This window comes from Amycolatopsis sp. lyj-90 (assembly GCF_046549035.1).
Taxonomy (GTDB): Bacteria; Actinomycetota; Actinomycetes; order Mycobacteriales; family Pseudonocardiaceae; genus Amycolatopsis.
Genome location: NZ_JAJPWP010000001.1, coordinates 1048439 through 1064042, shown reverse-complemented (window position 1 = coordinate 1064042; position 15604 = coordinate 1048439). Strand labels below are relative to the sequence as shown.

The window sequence follows — 15604 nt, the reverse complement described above, 5'->3', positions numbered from 1 at the left end:
TCAACGGGTTCCCGGGAACGCTACGAAAGCCGGTCCAGGTCCTCCGGGGTGTCGATGTCGTCGCTCTCCCCCGGTTCCTCGGCCACCTCGACGAGGTCCAGCCCGCCCAGCGCCCGCCGCAGCGACGCGTTTTCCACCTTCTCGGGCAAGGCGCCGCGCAGTGCTTCCGTGCGCCAAGCGCCCAGCAACCACTGCCGCTCCCCCGCGGCGTCGACCAGAACCGCACCGGGAGCAGACCCGAGCGCGGCCACCAGCCGTTCCACAGTGGACTTCCGGACCCCGGCGAGATCCCCGGCCAGCACCACGACGACCTCCGTGCGCACCAGGGCGAGTCCCGCCGCCACCGCGGCCACCGGACCCGTTCCCGGCGATGACTCCCGCGTCCAGAGGACGTCGCCGAACCCCGGTCGTTCCGGGCCGACGACGATCACCGGGTCCGCGTCGGCGAGCGCCGTGAGAGCCCTGGCGAGCAACGGTTTCCCGCCGACGGTCAGCGCGGGTTTGTCCACACCGGACAGACGGCGCGCGGCGCCGCCCGCCAGCACGATCCCCGCGTAGGCCACGCCTAGCCGATCAGGCGGGCCGCGTACGGCATGATGCCGCCGTAGCGCACCGGCGCGATCCGGACCCGCAGACCCGATTGCGGCGCTTCGACCATCTGCCCGTTCCCGAGGTACATCGCGACGTGGTGGATACCCCGCGCGCTGCCGCCCCAGAAGAGCATGTCGCCGCGGCGCATCTGCGAAAGCGGCACCTTCCGCCCTGCGTTGTACTGATAGCCGCTGTAGTGCGGGAGCGACCGCACCCCGGCGAACGCGTAGATCATCAGCCCGGAGCAGTCGAAGCCGATCTTCATGTAGTCGCCGTAGCGATCCGCCGTGCCGCCGTCGCGGATACCGCGTGTCGGCCCGGAGCCGTTGCCGCCACCCCACGCGTACGGAAGTCCCAGCTGCGACAAAGCCCGCTGGACGACGGCCTCGACACTCGACCCGGCGGGCGCCGACTGGGCGGGCCTGCCGCTCGACGGACGGCCACCGCCACCCTGGCTGGGGCTCGGTCGAGACGCGGCGAGAGCGGCCTGGCGAGCGCGTTCCTCGTCCTCGCGGGCCTTCTGCGCCTTCCAGTCCTCGTAGCGCTGCCGCTGCCCCTGAAGACCGCTGACCTTCTGCTGCGCTTCGAAGAGCTGCTTCTCGACGTTCGTCTTGTCGGCTTCCAGCAGGCCGTTCTGCGTGGCCTGGGTGTCCTGCGCGTGCTGCGCGGCGCTTTGGGCGTTGTCGGCCTCGTGCTTGGCCGCCTCGGCCGCTCGCTTGCGCTCCTGCGCGATTTCCAGCTTCTTGCGCGCGGTCGCGTCCTTGTTGGACTTCTCCGTCTGCGCGCGCTTCATCGTGTCGAGCGCGTTGAGCCTGCTGCCGCCGACCGCGTCGAGCATCTGGGCGCGGCCGAGGAGTTCCTTGGGGCTGTCGGCGGTCAGGTACGCCGACACCGAGCCGACCGTGCTGCCCTGCTGGAAGCTGGCGGCGGCGAACTTGTCGAGGTCCGCACGCGCCTTGTCGATGGTGGCCTGCGCGGCGTCGGACTCCGTGCGCGCCGACTGCGCGTCGCGGTCGGCCTGCGCGGCTTCGTCCTGCGCGGTCTCCGCGTCGACCCGGGCCTTGTTGGCCTCTTCCATCTTCAGCTCGACCTCGTCGTTGAGCTGAGAGAGCTTCGACTCGGCCTGGGCCAGCTGATTGGTGAGCCTGCCGACATCGCCCGCCTTGGCGTTGGCGTCGGCCTTGCTCGAGTTGATTTCGGAGTCGCTGGGGTTCGGCGGGGGCGGCGGGACCGCGAGGCCCGTGCCGGTCACCCCGAGCAACAAGGCGACGCCGAGCGCCCCGATGGTCATGCCTCGGCGGGCACTGGTCCCGGACCCGGTCTCACCACGCACGATCCGCCCACCTCCTGATCTTGTAACAACGAGCTCACTGTGCCACTGCTGCAACAGCATTACCAGAAGCACCACCAGGAACTTACACACCGTAGGCACCATTTCCCCTCAACGGGGGACGAACAGACGGTCGCTTCGTCACTCGAATGGCCGCAGGTCGCTGAGACGTTCCCTACGCGCGTGTCGGCTTGCAAGCTAAAAAGGACAGGCGTACTGTTTGTGGGGACGAACGAGGTGTGCCATCCCGGGTCCGGACCTACGGTGGGGGTGCGCAACACTCGCTCCTGGTCGACCCGAACGACCTGGAGAACACACCGAACTGACCCGCCACTGGAGTTAGAAGTGACTGCACCTGCCAGCAAGGACAGCTTCGGCGCCAAGGACACGCTGAAGGTGGGCGACGCCTCCTACGAGGTGTTCCGCCTGAACAAGGTCGAGGGCTCTGAGCGCCTTCCCTACAGCCTGAAGATCCTGCTCGAGAACCTGCTGCGGACCGAGGACGGCGCGAACATCACCGCCGACCACATCCGCGCGCTCGGCAACTGGGACGCCAAAGCCGACCCGTCGATCGAGATCCAGTTCACGCCCGCCCGCGTGATCATGCAGGACTTCACCGGCGTCCCCTGCGTCGTCGACCTCGCCACCATGCGCGAGGCCGTCACCGACCTCGGCGGCGACCCGGACAAGGTCAACCCGCTCGCGCCCGCCGAACTGGTCATCGACCACTCGGTCATCATCGACGTCTTCGGCCGCGCCGACGCCTTCGAGCGCAACGTCGAGATCGAGTACGAGCGCAACCGCGAGCGCTACCAGTTCCTGCGCTGGGGCCAGGGCGCCTTCGACGAGTTCAAGGTCGTCCCGCCGGGCACCGGCATCGTGCACCAGGTCAACATCGAGCACCTCGCGCGCACGGTGATGTCCCGCAACGGCCAGGCGTACCCCGACTCCTGCGTCGGCACCGACTCGCACACCACGATGGTCAACGGCCTCGGCGTGCTGGGCTGGGGCGTCGGCGGCATCGAGGCCGAGGCGGCCATGCTCGGCCAGCCGGTCTCCATGCTCATCCCGCGCGTCGTGGGCTTCAAGCTCACCGGCGAGATCCCGACCGGCGTCACCGCCACCGACGTCGTGCTCACCATCACCGAGATGCTGCGCAAGCACGGTGTGGTCAGCAAGTTCGTCGAGTTCTACGGCGAGAGCGTCGGCGCGGTGCCGCTGGCCAACCGCGCCACCATCGGCAACATGAGCCCGGAATTCGGCTCCACCGCGGCGATCTTCCCGATCGACGAGGAGACCGTCCGCTACCTCAAGCTCACCGGCCGGTCCGAGGAGCAGGTCGCGCTCGTGGAGGCCTACGCCAAGGAGCAGGGCCTCTGGCACGACGCGTCGCACGAGCCGGAGTACTCCGAGTACATCGAGCTCGACCTCTCGACGGTCGTCCCGTCGATCGCCGGCCCGAAGCGCCCGCAGGACCGCATCGAGCTGACCGACGCGAAGAACTCGTTCCGCAAGTCGATCCACGACTACGTCGGCGGCGAGCAGCCCCCGCACACCAACGTCGACGAAGCCGTCGAGGAGTCCTTCCCGGCCAGCGACCCGGCCGCCCTCTCCTTCAAGGACGAGGGCGCGGTCGACATCCAGTCGGCGGCGAACGGCCACAGCGGCCGCCCGACCAACCCGGTCAAGGTCAGCACGTCGGACCGCGGCGAGTTCATCCTCGACCACGGCGCCGTGGTGATCGCCTCGATCACCTCGTGCACCAACACCTCCAACCCGTCGGTCATGCTCGGCGCGGCGCTGCTCGCGCGGAACGCGGTCGACAAGGGCCTCGCGGTCAAGCCGTGGGTCAAGACCTCGATGGCGCCGGGTTCGCAGGTCGTCACCGACTACTACAACAAGGCCGGTCTCTGGCCGTACCTGGAGAAGCTGGGTTACCACCTGGTCGGCTACGGCTGCACCACCTGCATCGGCAACTCGGGCCCGCTGTCGGACGAGATCTCCGCGGCGATCCAGGAGAACGACCTCACCGCGGTTTCGGTGCTCTCGGGCAACCGGAACTTCGAAGGCCGGATCAACCCCGACGTGAAGATGAACTACCTCGCGTCGCCGCCGCTGGTCATCGCGTACGCGCTCGCCGGCACGATGGACTTCGACTTCGAGAACCAGCCGCTCGGCCAGGACACCGAAGGCAACGACGTCTTCCTGAAGGACATCTGGCCCGCGGCCAAGGAGATCCAGGAGACCATCGACTACGCGATCACGCAGGAGATGTTCACCAAGGACTACGCCGACGTCTTCGACGGTGGCGAGCGGTGGAAGTCGCTGCCGACCCCCGAGGGCAAGACCTTCGACTGGGACGCGGAGTCCACCTACGTCCGGAAGCCCCCGTACTTCGACGGCATGAAGGCGGAGCCGTCGGCGGTCACCGACATCTCGGGCGCGCGCGTGCTGGCGAAGCTGGGCGACTCGGTCACCACCGACCACATCTCCCCCGCCGGCGCCATCAAGCCGGGCACCCCGGCCGCGCAGTACCTGACCGAGCACGGCGTGGAGAAGAAGGACTTCAACTCCTACGGCTCGCGTCGCGGTAACCACGAGGTCATGATCCGCGGCACCTTCGCGAACATCCGGCTGCGCAACCAGCTCTTGGACGACGTGCAGGGCGGCTACACCCGCGACTTCACCCAGGACGACGCCCCGCAGTCGTTCATCTACGACGCGGCGCAGAACTACGCGGCGCAGAACATCCCGCTGGTGGTCCTGGGCGGCAAGGAGTACGGCTCCGGCTCGTCGCGTGACTGGGCGGCCAAGGGCACCTCGCTGCTGGGCGTGCGCGCGGTGATCACCGAGTCGTTCGAGCGGATCCACCGGTCGAACCTGATCGGCATGGGCGTCATCCCGCTGCAGTTCCCGGCGGGCGAGTCGGCCTCGTCGCTCGGCCTCGACGGCACCGAGACGTTCGACATCTCGGGCATCACGAAGCTGAACGACGGCGAAACCCCCCGCACGGTCCACGTCACCGCGACGAAGACCGACGGCACCAAGGTGGAGTTCGACGCGGACGTCCGCATCGACACCCCGGGTGAGGCGGACTACTACCGCAACGGCGGCATCCTGCAGTACGTCCTGCGGAAGATGACCCAGGCGTAAGCACCACACGCGAAGGCCCCTTTCCCCGCACTTTGGGGAAGGGGGCCTTTCGCGATTTTCGGTACCGTGACGGGTATGCCCAGCGGGAGAATTCCGGTCGAGAACGGTGAACTGGCGTACGAGCTCCGGGGCGAGGGTGATCCCGTCATCCTGCTGCACGGCGGGATGCTCGACTCGCGGATGTGGGACGCCGAGATGGCGGTGCTCGAAGGGCGCTACACGGCCATCCGCTACGACGCGCGGGGACACGGCGAGTCGTCCACGCCGACAGAACGGTTCAAGCACTACGAGGATCTCCGCGCGCTGATGACCGCGCTGGAACTCCCCCGCGCTTCGCTGGTCGGCCTGTCCGGCGGCGGGCGGATCGCGGTCGACTTCGCACTGACGTATCCGGACCTCGTCGACAACCTCGTCCTCGTGGCCACCGGCCTCAGCGCGATGACGACGAAGGACCCCTTTGTCCTGGAGCAGAACAAGAAACTCGAAGAAGCGGGTGCCAGAGGCGATCTTCCCGCCGCCATCGAATGTGTTCTGCGGATGTGGGTGGACGGCCCCCGGCGCGCACCGGCGGACGTCGATCCGGAAATCCGCCGCCGGTGCCAGGAGATGTACACGCACACGATCACCCGGCACCGCGGCAGCGGCTTCATACTGATGGACGAACTACGGGCCATCGAGCGCACCGGCGAGTTGAGCCCGCGCACCCTGACGCTGGTGGGCGACCTCGATTCCTCGGACATCCTCGACATCGCCGACCAGATCGAACGCGAGGCACACGATGCCCGGGAAATCAGGGTTCCCGGGGTCGCGCACATGGTCAATCTGGAGAAACCCGCGGAGTTTTCCCGGATCCTGCTGGATTTCCTGGGCTGTTGACCGCCGAGCGCTTCAAGCAGTTTCGCGCTCTTCTTGCTCCGAGCACTCTTCCCGGTTCTCGGGGCGGCGGTCCAGCACGTGGCCGAGCGGGCGCAGCAGCACGTTGACCCCGACGATCACCGCGGTCCCGGCGAGCGCGACGACGTAAAGTCCCGCTCCCGCAAGGGATCCGACGGCCGCCGAGCACCACAGTGTGGCGGCGGTGTTGAGCCCGCGCACGTTCAGCCCGTCCCTGAGGATCACGCCGGCGCCGAGGAACCCGATTCCGGAGACGATCTGGGCGGCCACCCTCGTGGGGTCGGCGTCGCCACTGGTGTTCAGGCCGCCGAAACCGTGGGCGGACAACAGGACGAAAAGGGTGGCGCCGACGGCGACGAGCGCGTTGGTGCGGAGTCCGGCCATCCGGGCGCGGTACTGGCGCTCGATGCCGATGACGGCGCCCAGCCCGACGCCGGTGCCGACCCTGAGCAGCATTTCGAAGGTGTTCATGATTCCGGCTCTTTTCTGGCGTGCGTACACAAGGCCAGACAGGAAAAGGCGACCGGAAAGGTCAGCGCACCGCGCACACGGGTGAACGGCGACCGCTTCCGGTCGTTCCAGAACTGTCTTCCGGCATGTGCCGCTCACCTCGCTTTCGTACTCGAACGGTGTTGATCAACCTTCGGGACTGTACCACCGGACCGCCGTCCGGCCACCCCCACGTGGAAGGGCTCACACACCCCGCGGGAGCAGAAGGCGCCGATGCAGGTGGTCGTGAGTGGCGATTCGGATCAGGAATGTCTTATGTACCTACTGGATTCCGGTGCGAGTGATCGCAGGTCCGTGAAGCCCGGCGACTGTGCCGCGAAAGCCACTTTCGGGACATCAGACGTCGCGAAAGTGGCTTTCGCGACACCCGGAACGGCCGGTGTTGCCTCATGGTGGCCCGGATCAGCGGCTGCGGTCGTTCACGGGTCCGGGCCGTGAAGGGCCCCTTGCCTACCTTGACAGTAGTGATGGAGGCCTTCACTGCGTCTAGCGCAATGAAGGGGTCCATCACGTACTTCCGGGTGACCAGGGCGCCGGAGCCGAGTCGGCCGGGGTGGTCGTGAGTGGCGATTCGGGTTAGTGGACAGGGTTCCCGTCAGGACAGCGCGTCGCGGATCGTTTCGCGCAGCCAGCGCTGGGCCGGATCGGCGTCGAGCCGGGCGTGCCACAGCAGGCTCACCTCGATCTCCGGGAGGTCCGCGGGAATCGGGAACCAGCGGATCCCGAGCGACCGGCCGTACTGCTCGGCGAGCCGCTGAGGCGCGAGTCCGATGTAGTCACTAGACGCGACCAGGAACGCGGCGACGGCGGACGTCGGAACGGTCGCCGCGACCCGGCGATGGAGACCGGCCGCCTCGAGCACGTCGTCGAGCGGTCCCCTGACCCGGCCGCGCCGGGAAGCGGAAACGTGGGGGTGGCGGCAAAGCTGCGCCAGTGTCGGGTGACGGACCCGGCCGAGCGGACCGTCGGCGCGGACGATCCCGACCACTCGCTCGTGGTAGAGCCGCATCGAGCGGATATCCGGGGACGCGATGTCACCGGCACCGATGTCCAGATCGACCGAACCGTCTCGCAGCGCCTCGGCGCTCTCGGCGCCTTCCCCGACGAAGCGCAGGACCACACCCGGCGCGACGGCGGCGGTCGCCTCCACGGCCGCCGTCGCCAGTGTCGCGGCCACGCCGTCGTTGATGCGGATGGTGAAAGTGCGCTCGAGAGTGCCGATCGCGAGCTCGCGGTCGGCACTGATCAGGGCCGACGCCTCGTCGAGCAGTGACCGCACGCGCGGCGCGGTCCGGAGCGCGAACGGGGTCGGCACCATCCCGCGACCGGCGCGGACCAGGATCGGATCCCCCATCGCCCGCCGCAACCGGCCCAGCGCCCGGCTCGCCGCCGGGATCGACAGGTGCAGGCGCTCGGCCGCCGCCGTCACGCTGCCGTCCTGCATCAGCGCGTCGAACACCCGGAGAAGGTTCAGGTCCAGCTGGTCGGCCATAGTTGCATCGTACGCAACTAGTCGTTGCCAATGTTGCGTGGCGCGAAGTACCCGCTGGTCCATAGCGTCATGGACATGCCACTCCGACTCAACATCCGCGACGAATCCCAGGCCGCCGCGAGCCGCCCGGTATCGGGGCGCGGCCTGCTGACCGTCATGTGCGCCGCCGTCGTGCTCGTCGTCGGAATGGTCGCCTCGATCAACCTCGCGGTGCCGATGCTGGCCGCGAGCGACCTGCGGCCGTCCGCGTCGGCGCTGATCTGGATCGTCGACACCTACGTCGTTTTCTTCGCCTGTCTCGTGATCCCCGGCGGCGCCGCGGGCGATCGCTTCGGCCGCAAGGGGGTCCTGCTCGCCGGTCTGGTGCTGTTCGCCGTCGGCGCGCTGCTGTCGGCGGTCGCGCCGAACGTGCCCGTGCTGCTGGCGGGCCGGGCGATCACGGGGATCGGGGCCGCCGCGGTGCTGCCCAACACGCTCGCCGTCCTGCTGCACGCCGTACCCGCCGAGCGCAAGGGCGTGACCATCGCGACCTGGGCTTCGATGACGGGGATCGGCGGTGTCGTCGGCAACGTCGGCGGCGGCGCGGTGCTGTCCGGCGGGTCGTGGCGCTGGCTGTTCGCGGCCGCGGTCCCGCTCGCCCTGGTGCTCGCCGCGGCCGTCGCCCGGACCGCGCCGGTGTCACAGCGGCACGACCGCCCGCTCAGCCTCCTCGGCGCCGTCCTGCTCGTCGGTGCGACGGTCGCGCTGCTGCTGGGCATCGTCGAAGGACCCGAAACGGGCTGGAGCAGCCCGATCGTCCTGAGCGGATTCGCCGGCGCGGTCGTGCTGTTCGCCCTGTGGACGTTCGTGGAGCTGAAGGCCGAGCATCCATTGCTCGATCCCCGGTTGTTCCGTGTCCCCGCGCTGCGCAGCGCCTGCCTCGGCATGACGGCGATCTTCTTCGGGATGTTCGCGCTGTTCTACGTCAACGCGTCCTTCCTGCAGTACGGCAAGGGTTTCAGCGTGCTGATGACCGGGCTCGGGATCATCCCGATGACCCTTCCGGTGATTGTCGGCGCACGGCACGTGGGGCGGCTGGTCCAGCGCATCGGCGTCGACGCCACCATCGCCGTCGCGTTCGCCTTCAGCGGCTGTGGCCTCATAGGACTGTCCACAAGCGACGCTTCGACGCCGTATCTCGTCTACGCGGCTTGGCTCGTGGTGACCGGCATCGGGGTCACGCTGGCCCTTCCGACGCTGTCCGCCGCAATCTCCGGTTCGCTGCCCCCGGCGCAAGCCGGTGTCGGCGCCGGACTGCAGGCCACCACCCGCGAGTTCGGCAGCGCGCTCGGCGTCGCGGTCATCGGCACCGTCCTCACCGGACGGTTCGTCGACGCACTGCCGCCGGACATCCGCGCGAACCACGATCCGCACACCGTGGCGCAGGCCCTCGCCGTCACGACGCCCGGCCGCGCCCCCGAAGTGATCTCCGCGTTCGTCGACGGCACGAGCACCGCCTTGCGGGTGATCGGCGTCAGCGTGCTCGTCCTCGGGGCGCTCGTCGTCCTGCAATCACGACTTTCCCGCACCCGCGGGAACCAGTAGAAGGAGCAGTTCCATGCATGTTTTCGTCACCGGAGCCACCGGCTGGATCGGCTCGGCCATCGTGGACGAGTTGCTCGACGCCGGTCACGAGGTCACCGGCCTCGCTCGCTCGGACGCTTCCGCCGCCACCCTGGAGCGGAAGGGCGCCCGTGTGCGCCGCGGTGACCTCGACGATCTCGACGGCATCCGTGCCGGCACCGAAGAGGCCGACGGCGTCATCCACCTGGCGAACAAGCACGACTGGGGCAACCTGGCCATGTCCAACCGGACCGAACGGGCCGCGGTCGAGACCATCGCCGGCGCGCTGACCGGAACCGGACGGCCTTTCGTGCTCGCCTCGGCCCTCTCGGGTCTGGCCAAGGGCCGCCCCGCCACCGAGGCCGACCCCTCCCCCGCCTTCGGCCCCGATTCCATGCGCGGCGGCAGTGAGAACCTCGCCCTCGAATACGCCGAGAAGGGCATGCGGGTCATCAGCGCCCGTTTCGCGCCCTCGGTGCACGGCGTGGGCGACCACGGTTTCCTCTCCTCCATCGTCGCGGCCGCCCGCAAGCACGGCGTCTCCGCCTACATCGGCGAAGGCACCGCGTCCTGGGCGGCCGTGCACCGCACCGACGCGGCCCGGCTCGTCCGGCTGGGGCTCGAAGGCGCGCCCACCGGCTCGCTGCTCCACGTCGTCGACGAAGAAGCCATCACGACCCGCGAAATCGCCGAAGCCGTCGGACGGACGCTCGGCGTCCCGGTGACGTCCGTCGCGCCGGAAGAGGCCGGTGGGCACTTCGGCTTCGTCGGCAGGTTCTTCGCACTGGACATGTCCGCGTCGAGCGCGCGCACCCGCGAACTCCTCGACTGGACCCCGTTCGGACCGAGCCTCGTCGAGGACATCGAAGCCGGCGCTTACTCCTGACCGAAAGGAAACACCATGTCAGAAACCACCGAAGTGACCGCCTTCATGTTGGTGAAGACCACGCCCGAATGGCTCGGCCTCACCGTCGAGCAACGTGTGGAGGCCTTCACGACCGAAATCCTCCCGGCGATCGAGAACAAGGTGAAGGGAGTCCGCTCCCGGTTCTTCGACACCGAATTCTACTCCGCGCGAGTGACGGACGTCTGGGTGTGGGAGGCGCGCGATCACCACTCGTACCAGCTTCTCATCGAGGCGCTGCGCGAGACGCCGTTCTGGGACCGGTACTTCGAGATCGTCGACCTTCTGGTCGGGGTCGAGAACGCGTACGCCACGAACTACGGGCTGAACGCCTACGCGAGTATCGACGTGTGAGCTAGCGAGGAGCGGCTCGGCGGTAGCCCTCGCTGAGACGGCCACCCAGGTCGTCGAGGACACCGATGGCCACTTGCCGCAGCAAGGCGGGATTCCCCTGGCACACCACCTTCCGGTAGCCGAGCAGAAGGTCCCGGGTGGTCTGCGGGTCGGCTTCGCGGAGACGCCGCAGCAGCCATTTGCCGTGCGAACGCCACCGCCGCCGCACGGCGAGGACCAGCTCGGCCACCGCGATCATCAGCCTGTCGGCGATGAAGACCAGTTCGTCGGGATCGCCCGCTCCCGCGAGATCGTCCAGGTGGCCGGTGAGGCCGTAGCGGCGATCTTCCAACTCGACGGGGGAAAGCGGAGGAGGCCCGGCGCGCAATCGCGCACGGGCCTCTTCCCGCGTCCGGAGTCCGAGACCGTCCCTGTCGAGCAGTACGGCACCTTCACCGCACATGTGCAGCAACGGCGAACGCCTGCTCGCTGTCTCCCGCTCGACGAGTTCGTCGTAAGACTCCACGGTGTGGCAGAACCACTCCACCGGCAAGCCCTCGTGCTCGGTCGTCTCCCGGTACGGCGCCGGAGGGCCGTCGAGGAACACGACGATGTCGAGATCCGAGAACGCGGTCCGGAGCGCGGTGTTCGCGCTGCCACCCAGGATCGCGGCCCGTGCGCCGGGGAAACGGGCGGCGGCCAGAGTTCGAGCGGTACCGACGGGATCCATCGGTCAAGGATGCCGAGCCGAACGCCGTGAAGGCCACCTTCGGGACGGTGATGGTCCCGAAGATGGCCTTCACGGTTACGTGCCCGAGGTTCAGGCGGTGGTTTCGAACGGCTGCACGTTCGGCTGGAACACCTGACCGTTGGCCGGAACCTTCAGATCGATCAGGTAGTCGGCCGTCACTTTGTCCACGCCGAGCGAGTCACCCAGGATGCAGTGCCCGAAGGCGTCGACCGACAGCAGCCGGGCGTTGCCCAGCTGGTTGGCCATCCGCTTCGAGAACAGGTACTGGGTGGCCGGGTCGTAGTAGTTGCCGACGACCAGCACCGGGGTGTCGGTCTTGGCCTGCCACGGGCCGCGGTAGACGTCCGGCTTCTTCGCGGGCCACACCGGGCAGCCGGCGACGTCGGAGAAGGCCTGGTAGCGACCGAAAGTGGGCGATTCCTTCTCCCACTTCGCGGCGATCTCGGGGACCTTGTCCTGCTTGATCGTGATCTTCTTGTCCGAGCAGTTCACGGCGAAGTACGAGTCGTCGCCGACGTACGGGCTGTCCGGATCCGCGTCCGCACGGCCGTTCGCGCCCGACCGCAGCACCTTCAGTTCGACGGCCTGAGCCGCCTGCGTCTGTGCCGACGGCGGGTGGACGACGTTGTACAGCGCCTGCAGGTCGTCGGCCAGCGGCGGGAACGACGTCGGCGAGTACAGCACCCCGGCCACCGTGCTGGTGAACGCGTTGATGTCGTAGCTGCTCCCGTCCGGCAGCTTGATCGGCTGCTGGCGCAGGTAGGTGCGGATCTCGTCGAACTTCTCCCGCGGCGTGCCCGAGCTGAACGAGCACTTCGGCCCGACCTGCCCGCACTTGCGCAGGAAGGCGTCCAGCGCGATCTCGAACCCGCGAGCGCGCTCACGGTCGTACTGCACGCCGTCGCTGGTGCGCAGCGCCGGGTCGACGTTGCCGTCGATGACGATCGCGCGGCTCTGCTTCGGGAACATCGACGTGTACGTCGACCCGATCAGGGTCCCGTACGAGAAACCGACGAAGGTCAGCTTCTTGTCGCCGACACCCGCCCGCATCTTGTCGAGGTCACGCACGACGTCCTTGGTGGACATGTGGTTCAGCAGCGCACCCGCGTTGTTCTTGCAGAACTGCCCGTAGTCGCGGTACGACGCCAGCGTGCCGGAGATCTCCTGCCGTGACAGCGGGACGGGGATCTGCGCGGCGAAGACGTCGTTCGCGTCCTCCTGCGTGGTGAAGCATTTGAGCGGGTTGCTCGCCCCGACCCCGCGCGGGTCGAAACCGATCAGGTCGAACCGGTCCAGCACCTGCGGCTGGAAGTAGTTCGCCGCGCCGATCGGCATCCGGAACCCGGAGCCGCCGGGGCCGCCCGGGTTGAGGAACAGCGAGCCGACCTTCTTGTCGGGCGTCTTCGCCGCCCGCTTCAGCATCGCGATGTCGATGGTGCCGAGCGCCGCGTTGTCGTGGTCGATCGGCACGCGATACCGCGCGCAGCTGTAGAACTTGGCCTGGTCGGCGGGAACGCCGCGGATCTGGTCCGCCGTGCAGGCGCCCCAGTTCACCGCCGCCGTGACCCCGACCTGAGCGGCGGCTGTCCCGCCGTCCTGGGCCGCGACCGCGGTACCGGACGAAAGCCCGGTCAGCGCGGCACCGGCCACGAGTGCCCCCACCAGTGCGAGCCCGCGCACCGGCCTCCTTGTGGAACTCGGCAAAACGACTCCTCCCTCGGCTGGCGACGTGACAGGACACGTCGCTCGGCGCGCCGTAGCCATCACGGCGCGTAACACCAAGCGAGCCTCGCACAAGCCGGTTACCCAGTCACCGGCCGAAAGGATGGCATGAACCTATCGAGTGGTGGTCTTTAATTCGAAAATCGGTAACACACGGCGAGCGGCTTTCTCCTCCATGGAGTAGCCCGGCCAGAAGTCCAGGAGGAGCTTCCACATCGCGTCGTACTCGTCTCCGAGGACCTCCCTGGCGCGCACCGGGATCTCCTTGCCCGCCAGCGCGACGACCGCGTCGGGATGCGAGCGCAGGTTGTGCGTCCACGCGGGATCGTTCGGCCTCCCCCAATTCGAGCCGACGAGCACGAAGTCCCCCTCGTGCGGGAAGTACAGCAGGTTGGTGCTGCGGGGCAGCCCGCTCTTGCGGCCGGTCGTGGTCAGCCGCAGGGAAGGGAGCCCGGCCAGCGCGACCAGGCTCACCTTCCCCTTGAACAGCCGGTGGAGCCTTTTGTCCACCCAGATGATCCCGCCCGCGAGCCCCATCAGCCACGGTTTCGTGCCGAGCGCGCGAGCGAGGAGCGTAAGAGGGTTAGCCACGGACAGATCTTGCCAGGCTCACCCCGAACCGCGATTCCGAGTCCGTCCACCATTTCTCCACCGAGAAACCGGCTTCGGCCAGTTCCGCCGCGATGCCCTCCCGCCGGAACTTCGCGGAGATCTCGGTGCGCACGTATTCGCCCTCGGCGAACTTCACCTGCAGATCGGCGCCCGGGATGTCGACCGTCAGCGGCTCACGGGCACGCAACCGCATTTCGATCCACTCGTTCTCTTCGTCCCAATACGAAACGTGGTCGAAGGCGGCCGGATCGAAGTTCGCGCCGAGACCGTTGTTGATCACGTGGAGCATGTTGCGGTTGAACTCGGCCGTGACCCCGGCCGCGTCGTCATAGGCACGCTCCAGCGTTTCCCGGTCCTTCACCAGATCCGTCCCGAGCAGGAGCCACTCCCCCTCGTCGAGCACGTCGCGGACCGACCGCAGGAACGTGGCCCTGTCCTCGGGGAGGAAGTTGCCGATCGTGCCGCCGAGGAAGACCACCAGGCGGGGACGGTCACCTGGCAACAGGTCCAAATGCTGGGTGAAGTCACCGACAACGCCACGGACTTCGAGCGACGGATAGTCGGCAGTGATGGCTTCCGCGGCTTCGGCGAGCGCGGTTTCGGAGACGTCGAGTGGCACGAATTCCCTCAACGTGCCGTGGCTGGTGAGCGCGTCGAGCAGGAGCCGGGTCTTCTCGCTCGATCCGGAACCGAGCTCGACGAGGGTGTGCGCGCCCGAGCTTTCCGCGATCTCGCCGCCGCGCCCGGCGAGCACCTCCCGTTCGCTGCGGGTCGGGTAGTACTCGGGAAGGGTGGTGATCTTCTCGAACAGTTCACTGCCGCGCGCGTCGTAGAACCATTTGGGCGACAACCATTTCTGGTCCGCCTCCAGGCCGGCGCGGACGTCCGCGCGCAGCTGCTCGGTGATGTCCGACTCGCTGTGGTGTACGTCGAGATCCACTTCGGTCATCGTGCCTCAGGGCTCCGATCGGCTTCGAGGGGATGGATTCGCACGCCTTCGCCGGTGACCCGGACGGCGTGGTGGTCGGGAACGGGGATCCAGCCGGGGTCGCCGTCGCACGGTTCCGACGCGACGAGCACACCTCCGCCGGTGTCCCGATAGGACAGGGAATGCGTCCACGCGGTGCCGATGAGCGTCCGGCCGTCGGTCAGCAGGAGGTTGAGCCTTGAACCCGGCCCCGACTCCTCGACCGCGCCGGTCAGCCACATGACGGCGGCCAGCGGGTCTTCGCCCGCCTCGAGCCGCTCACGCAGCAACGCCCACAGCAGTACCGAATCCGTGGTCGCCTCCAGCGTCAGCAGGCGGGTGATCGGCAGTTTGGCGGCGAGCTCGGCCATCGAACCCGGCCAGCCCTTCACCATTCCGTTGTGGCTGAAGAGATAGCCGCCGCCGGTGAACGGCGCGTTGGCCGCCTCGACCACCGGCATCCCGGTCGTGCCGTTACGGACCGCCGCCATGAAGGCGTGTGACCGCACCGACCCGGCCAGCGCGGGCAAGTCCCCGTCCGTCCACAAGGGAGCGGACCGGCGCAGCCGCAGCGGATCGGGACCTTCGGCGTACCAGCCGAGGCCGTACCCGTCCGCGTTGACCGAGCCGCCGCCCCGCATGTCGGCCGGGGCGTAGGACTGCACGAGCAGGGAATGCGGGGCATGGAAGAGCATCTCGGCGGGCGAACGCGGCTCGCCGAGATACGCGAGGTGACGGCACAT

At 68.4% G+C, this 15604-nt stretch carries 13 protein-coding genes and 1 pseudogene; 5 read left to right on the top strand and 9 right to left on the bottom strand.

What is annotated here, in order from left to right; translation table 11 throughout:
- Positions 1–20: 20 nt before the first annotated feature.
- Entirely contained in the window at positions 21–563 is a 543-nt protein-coding gene (locus ACLJPX_RS04495) for a molybdenum cofactor guanylyltransferase (RefSeq protein WP_410598852.1), read from the bottom strand.
- Positions 564–565: 2 nt separating this feature from the next.
- Entirely contained in the window at positions 566–1924 is a 1359-nt protein-coding gene (locus ACLJPX_RS04490) for an NlpC/P60 family protein (protein WP_410598851.1), read from the bottom strand.
- 342 nt (positions 1925–2266) lie between these two features.
- On the opposite strand from ACLJPX_RS04490, the gene ACLJPX_RS04485 reads away from it, so the two are divergent.
- Entirely contained in the window at positions 2267–5074 is a 2808-nt protein-coding gene (locus ACLJPX_RS04485; protein ID WP_410598850.1) for an aconitate hydratase, read from the top strand.
- Positions 5075–5149: 75 nt separating this feature from the next.
- Positions 5150–5950 carry an alpha/beta fold hydrolase gene (locus tag ACLJPX_RS04480; RefSeq protein WP_410598849.1) on the top strand — a complete coding sequence of 267 codons (801 nt, stop codon included), beginning with the start codon at positions 5150–5152 and terminating at the stop codon, positions 5948–5950.
- A 27-nt stretch (positions 5951–5977) separates the two neighbouring features.
- Here ACLJPX_RS04480 and ACLJPX_RS04475 read toward each other — a convergent pair.
- Positions 5978–6439: pseudogene (locus tag ACLJPX_RS04475) on the bottom strand (MgtC/SapB family protein); the annotation flags it as partial.
- A gap of 634 nt (positions 6440–7073) precedes the next feature.
- Complete coding sequence (locus ACLJPX_RS04470) at positions 7074–7970, bottom strand: LysR family transcriptional regulator (RefSeq protein WP_410598848.1); 897 nt, start codon at positions 7968–7970, stop codon at positions 7074–7076.
- A 156-nt stretch (positions 7971–8126) separates the two neighbouring features.
- Here ACLJPX_RS04470 and ACLJPX_RS04465 point away from each other — a divergent pair, with 156 nt between their 5' ends.
- Genes ACLJPX_RS04465 through ACLJPX_RS04455 form a run of 3 tightly spaced genes read left to right on the top strand, consistent with a single transcriptional unit; the run spans position 8127 to position 10830 of the window.
- Positions 8127–9554, top strand: a complete 1428-nt coding sequence (locus ACLJPX_RS04465) for an MFS transporter (RefSeq protein WP_410599090.1) — start codon at positions 8127–8129, stop codon at positions 9552–9554.
- Between the two features lie 13 nt (positions 9555–9567).
- Positions 9568–10458, top strand: coding sequence for an SDR family oxidoreductase (locus ACLJPX_RS04460; RefSeq protein WP_410598847.1), 891 nt, complete (start codon positions 9568–9570; stop codon positions 10456–10458).
- 15 nt (positions 10459–10473) lie between these two features.
- On the top strand, positions 10474–10830 hold the full coding sequence (locus tag ACLJPX_RS04455; protein ID WP_410598846.1) for a darcynin family protein: 357 nt from the start codon (positions 10474–10476) through the stop codon (positions 10828–10830).
- 1 nt (position 10831) lies between these two features.
- Here ACLJPX_RS04455 and ACLJPX_RS04450 read toward each other — a convergent pair whose 3' ends face one another.
- The 5 genes from ACLJPX_RS04450 to egtC form a co-directional block, all read right to left on the bottom strand.
- On the bottom strand, positions 10832–11539 hold the full coding sequence (locus ACLJPX_RS04450; protein WP_410598845.1) for a nucleotidyltransferase domain-containing protein: 708 nt from the start codon (positions 11537–11539) through the stop codon (positions 10832–10834).
- Between the two features lie 90 nt (positions 11540–11629).
- Positions 11630–13240: an alpha/beta hydrolase gene (locus ACLJPX_RS04445; protein WP_410598844.1), complete on the bottom strand. Its 1611-nt coding sequence runs from the start codon at positions 13238–13240 to the stop codon at positions 11630–11632.
- Positions 13241–13396: 156 nt separating this feature from the next.
- Positions 13397–13819 (bottom strand): nitroreductase family deazaflavin-dependent oxidoreductase, encoded by a 423-nt coding sequence (locus ACLJPX_RS04440; protein ID WP_101607618.1) that lies wholly within the window; start codon positions 13817–13819, stop codon positions 13397–13399.
- 46 nt (positions 13820–13865) lie between these two features.
- Complete coding sequence (gene egtD / locus ACLJPX_RS04435) at positions 13866–14843, bottom strand: L-histidine N(alpha)-methyltransferase (protein WP_410598843.1); 978 nt, start codon at positions 14841–14843, stop codon at positions 13866–13868.
- Positions 14840–15604: an ergothioneine biosynthesis protein EgtC gene (gene egtC, locus ACLJPX_RS04430; protein ID WP_410598842.1), complete on the bottom strand. Its 765-nt coding sequence runs from the start codon at positions 15602–15604 to the stop codon at positions 14840–14842. Before egtC ends, egtD begins: the two co-directional genes overlap by 4 nt.

What these genes read in the sequence shown, in the direction of transcription:
- ACLJPX_RS04480 (WP_410598849.1), top strand. Translation starts at nt 5,150, where the DNA reads ATGCCCAGCGGGAGAATTCCGGTCGAGAACGGTGAACTGGCGTACGAG.
- ACLJPX_RS04470 (WP_410598848.1), bottom strand. Translation starts at nt 7,970, where the DNA reads ATGGCCGACCAGCTGGACCTGAACCTTCTCCGGGTGTTCGACGCGCTG.
- ACLJPX_RS04465 (WP_410599090.1), top strand. Translation starts at nt 8,127, where the DNA reads ATGTGCGCCGCCGTCGTGCTCGTCGTCGGAATGGTCGCCTCGATCAAC.
- ACLJPX_RS04460 (WP_410598847.1), top strand. Translation starts at nt 9,568, where the DNA reads ATGCATGTTTTCGTCACCGGAGCCACCGGCTGGATCGGCTCGGCCATC.
- ACLJPX_RS04455 (WP_410598846.1), top strand. Translation starts at nt 10,474, where the DNA reads ATGTCAGAAACCACCGAAGTGACCGCCTTCATGTTGGTGAAGACCACG.
- ACLJPX_RS04450 (WP_410598845.1), bottom strand. Translation starts at nt 11,539, where the DNA reads ATGGATCCCGTCGGTACCGCTCGAACTCTGGCCGCCGCCCGTTTCCCC.
- ACLJPX_RS04440 (WP_101607618.1), bottom strand. Translation starts at nt 13,819, where the DNA reads ATGGGGCTCGCGGGCGGGATCATCTGGGTGGACAAAAGGCTCCACCGG.
- egtD (WP_410598843.1), bottom strand. Translation starts at nt 14,843, where the DNA reads ATGACCGAAGTGGATCTCGACGTACACCACAGCGAGTCGGACATCACC.
- egtC (WP_410598842.1), bottom strand. Translation starts at nt 15,604, where the DNA reads ATGTGCCGTCACCTCGCGTATCTCGGCGAGCCGCGTTCGCCCGCCGAG.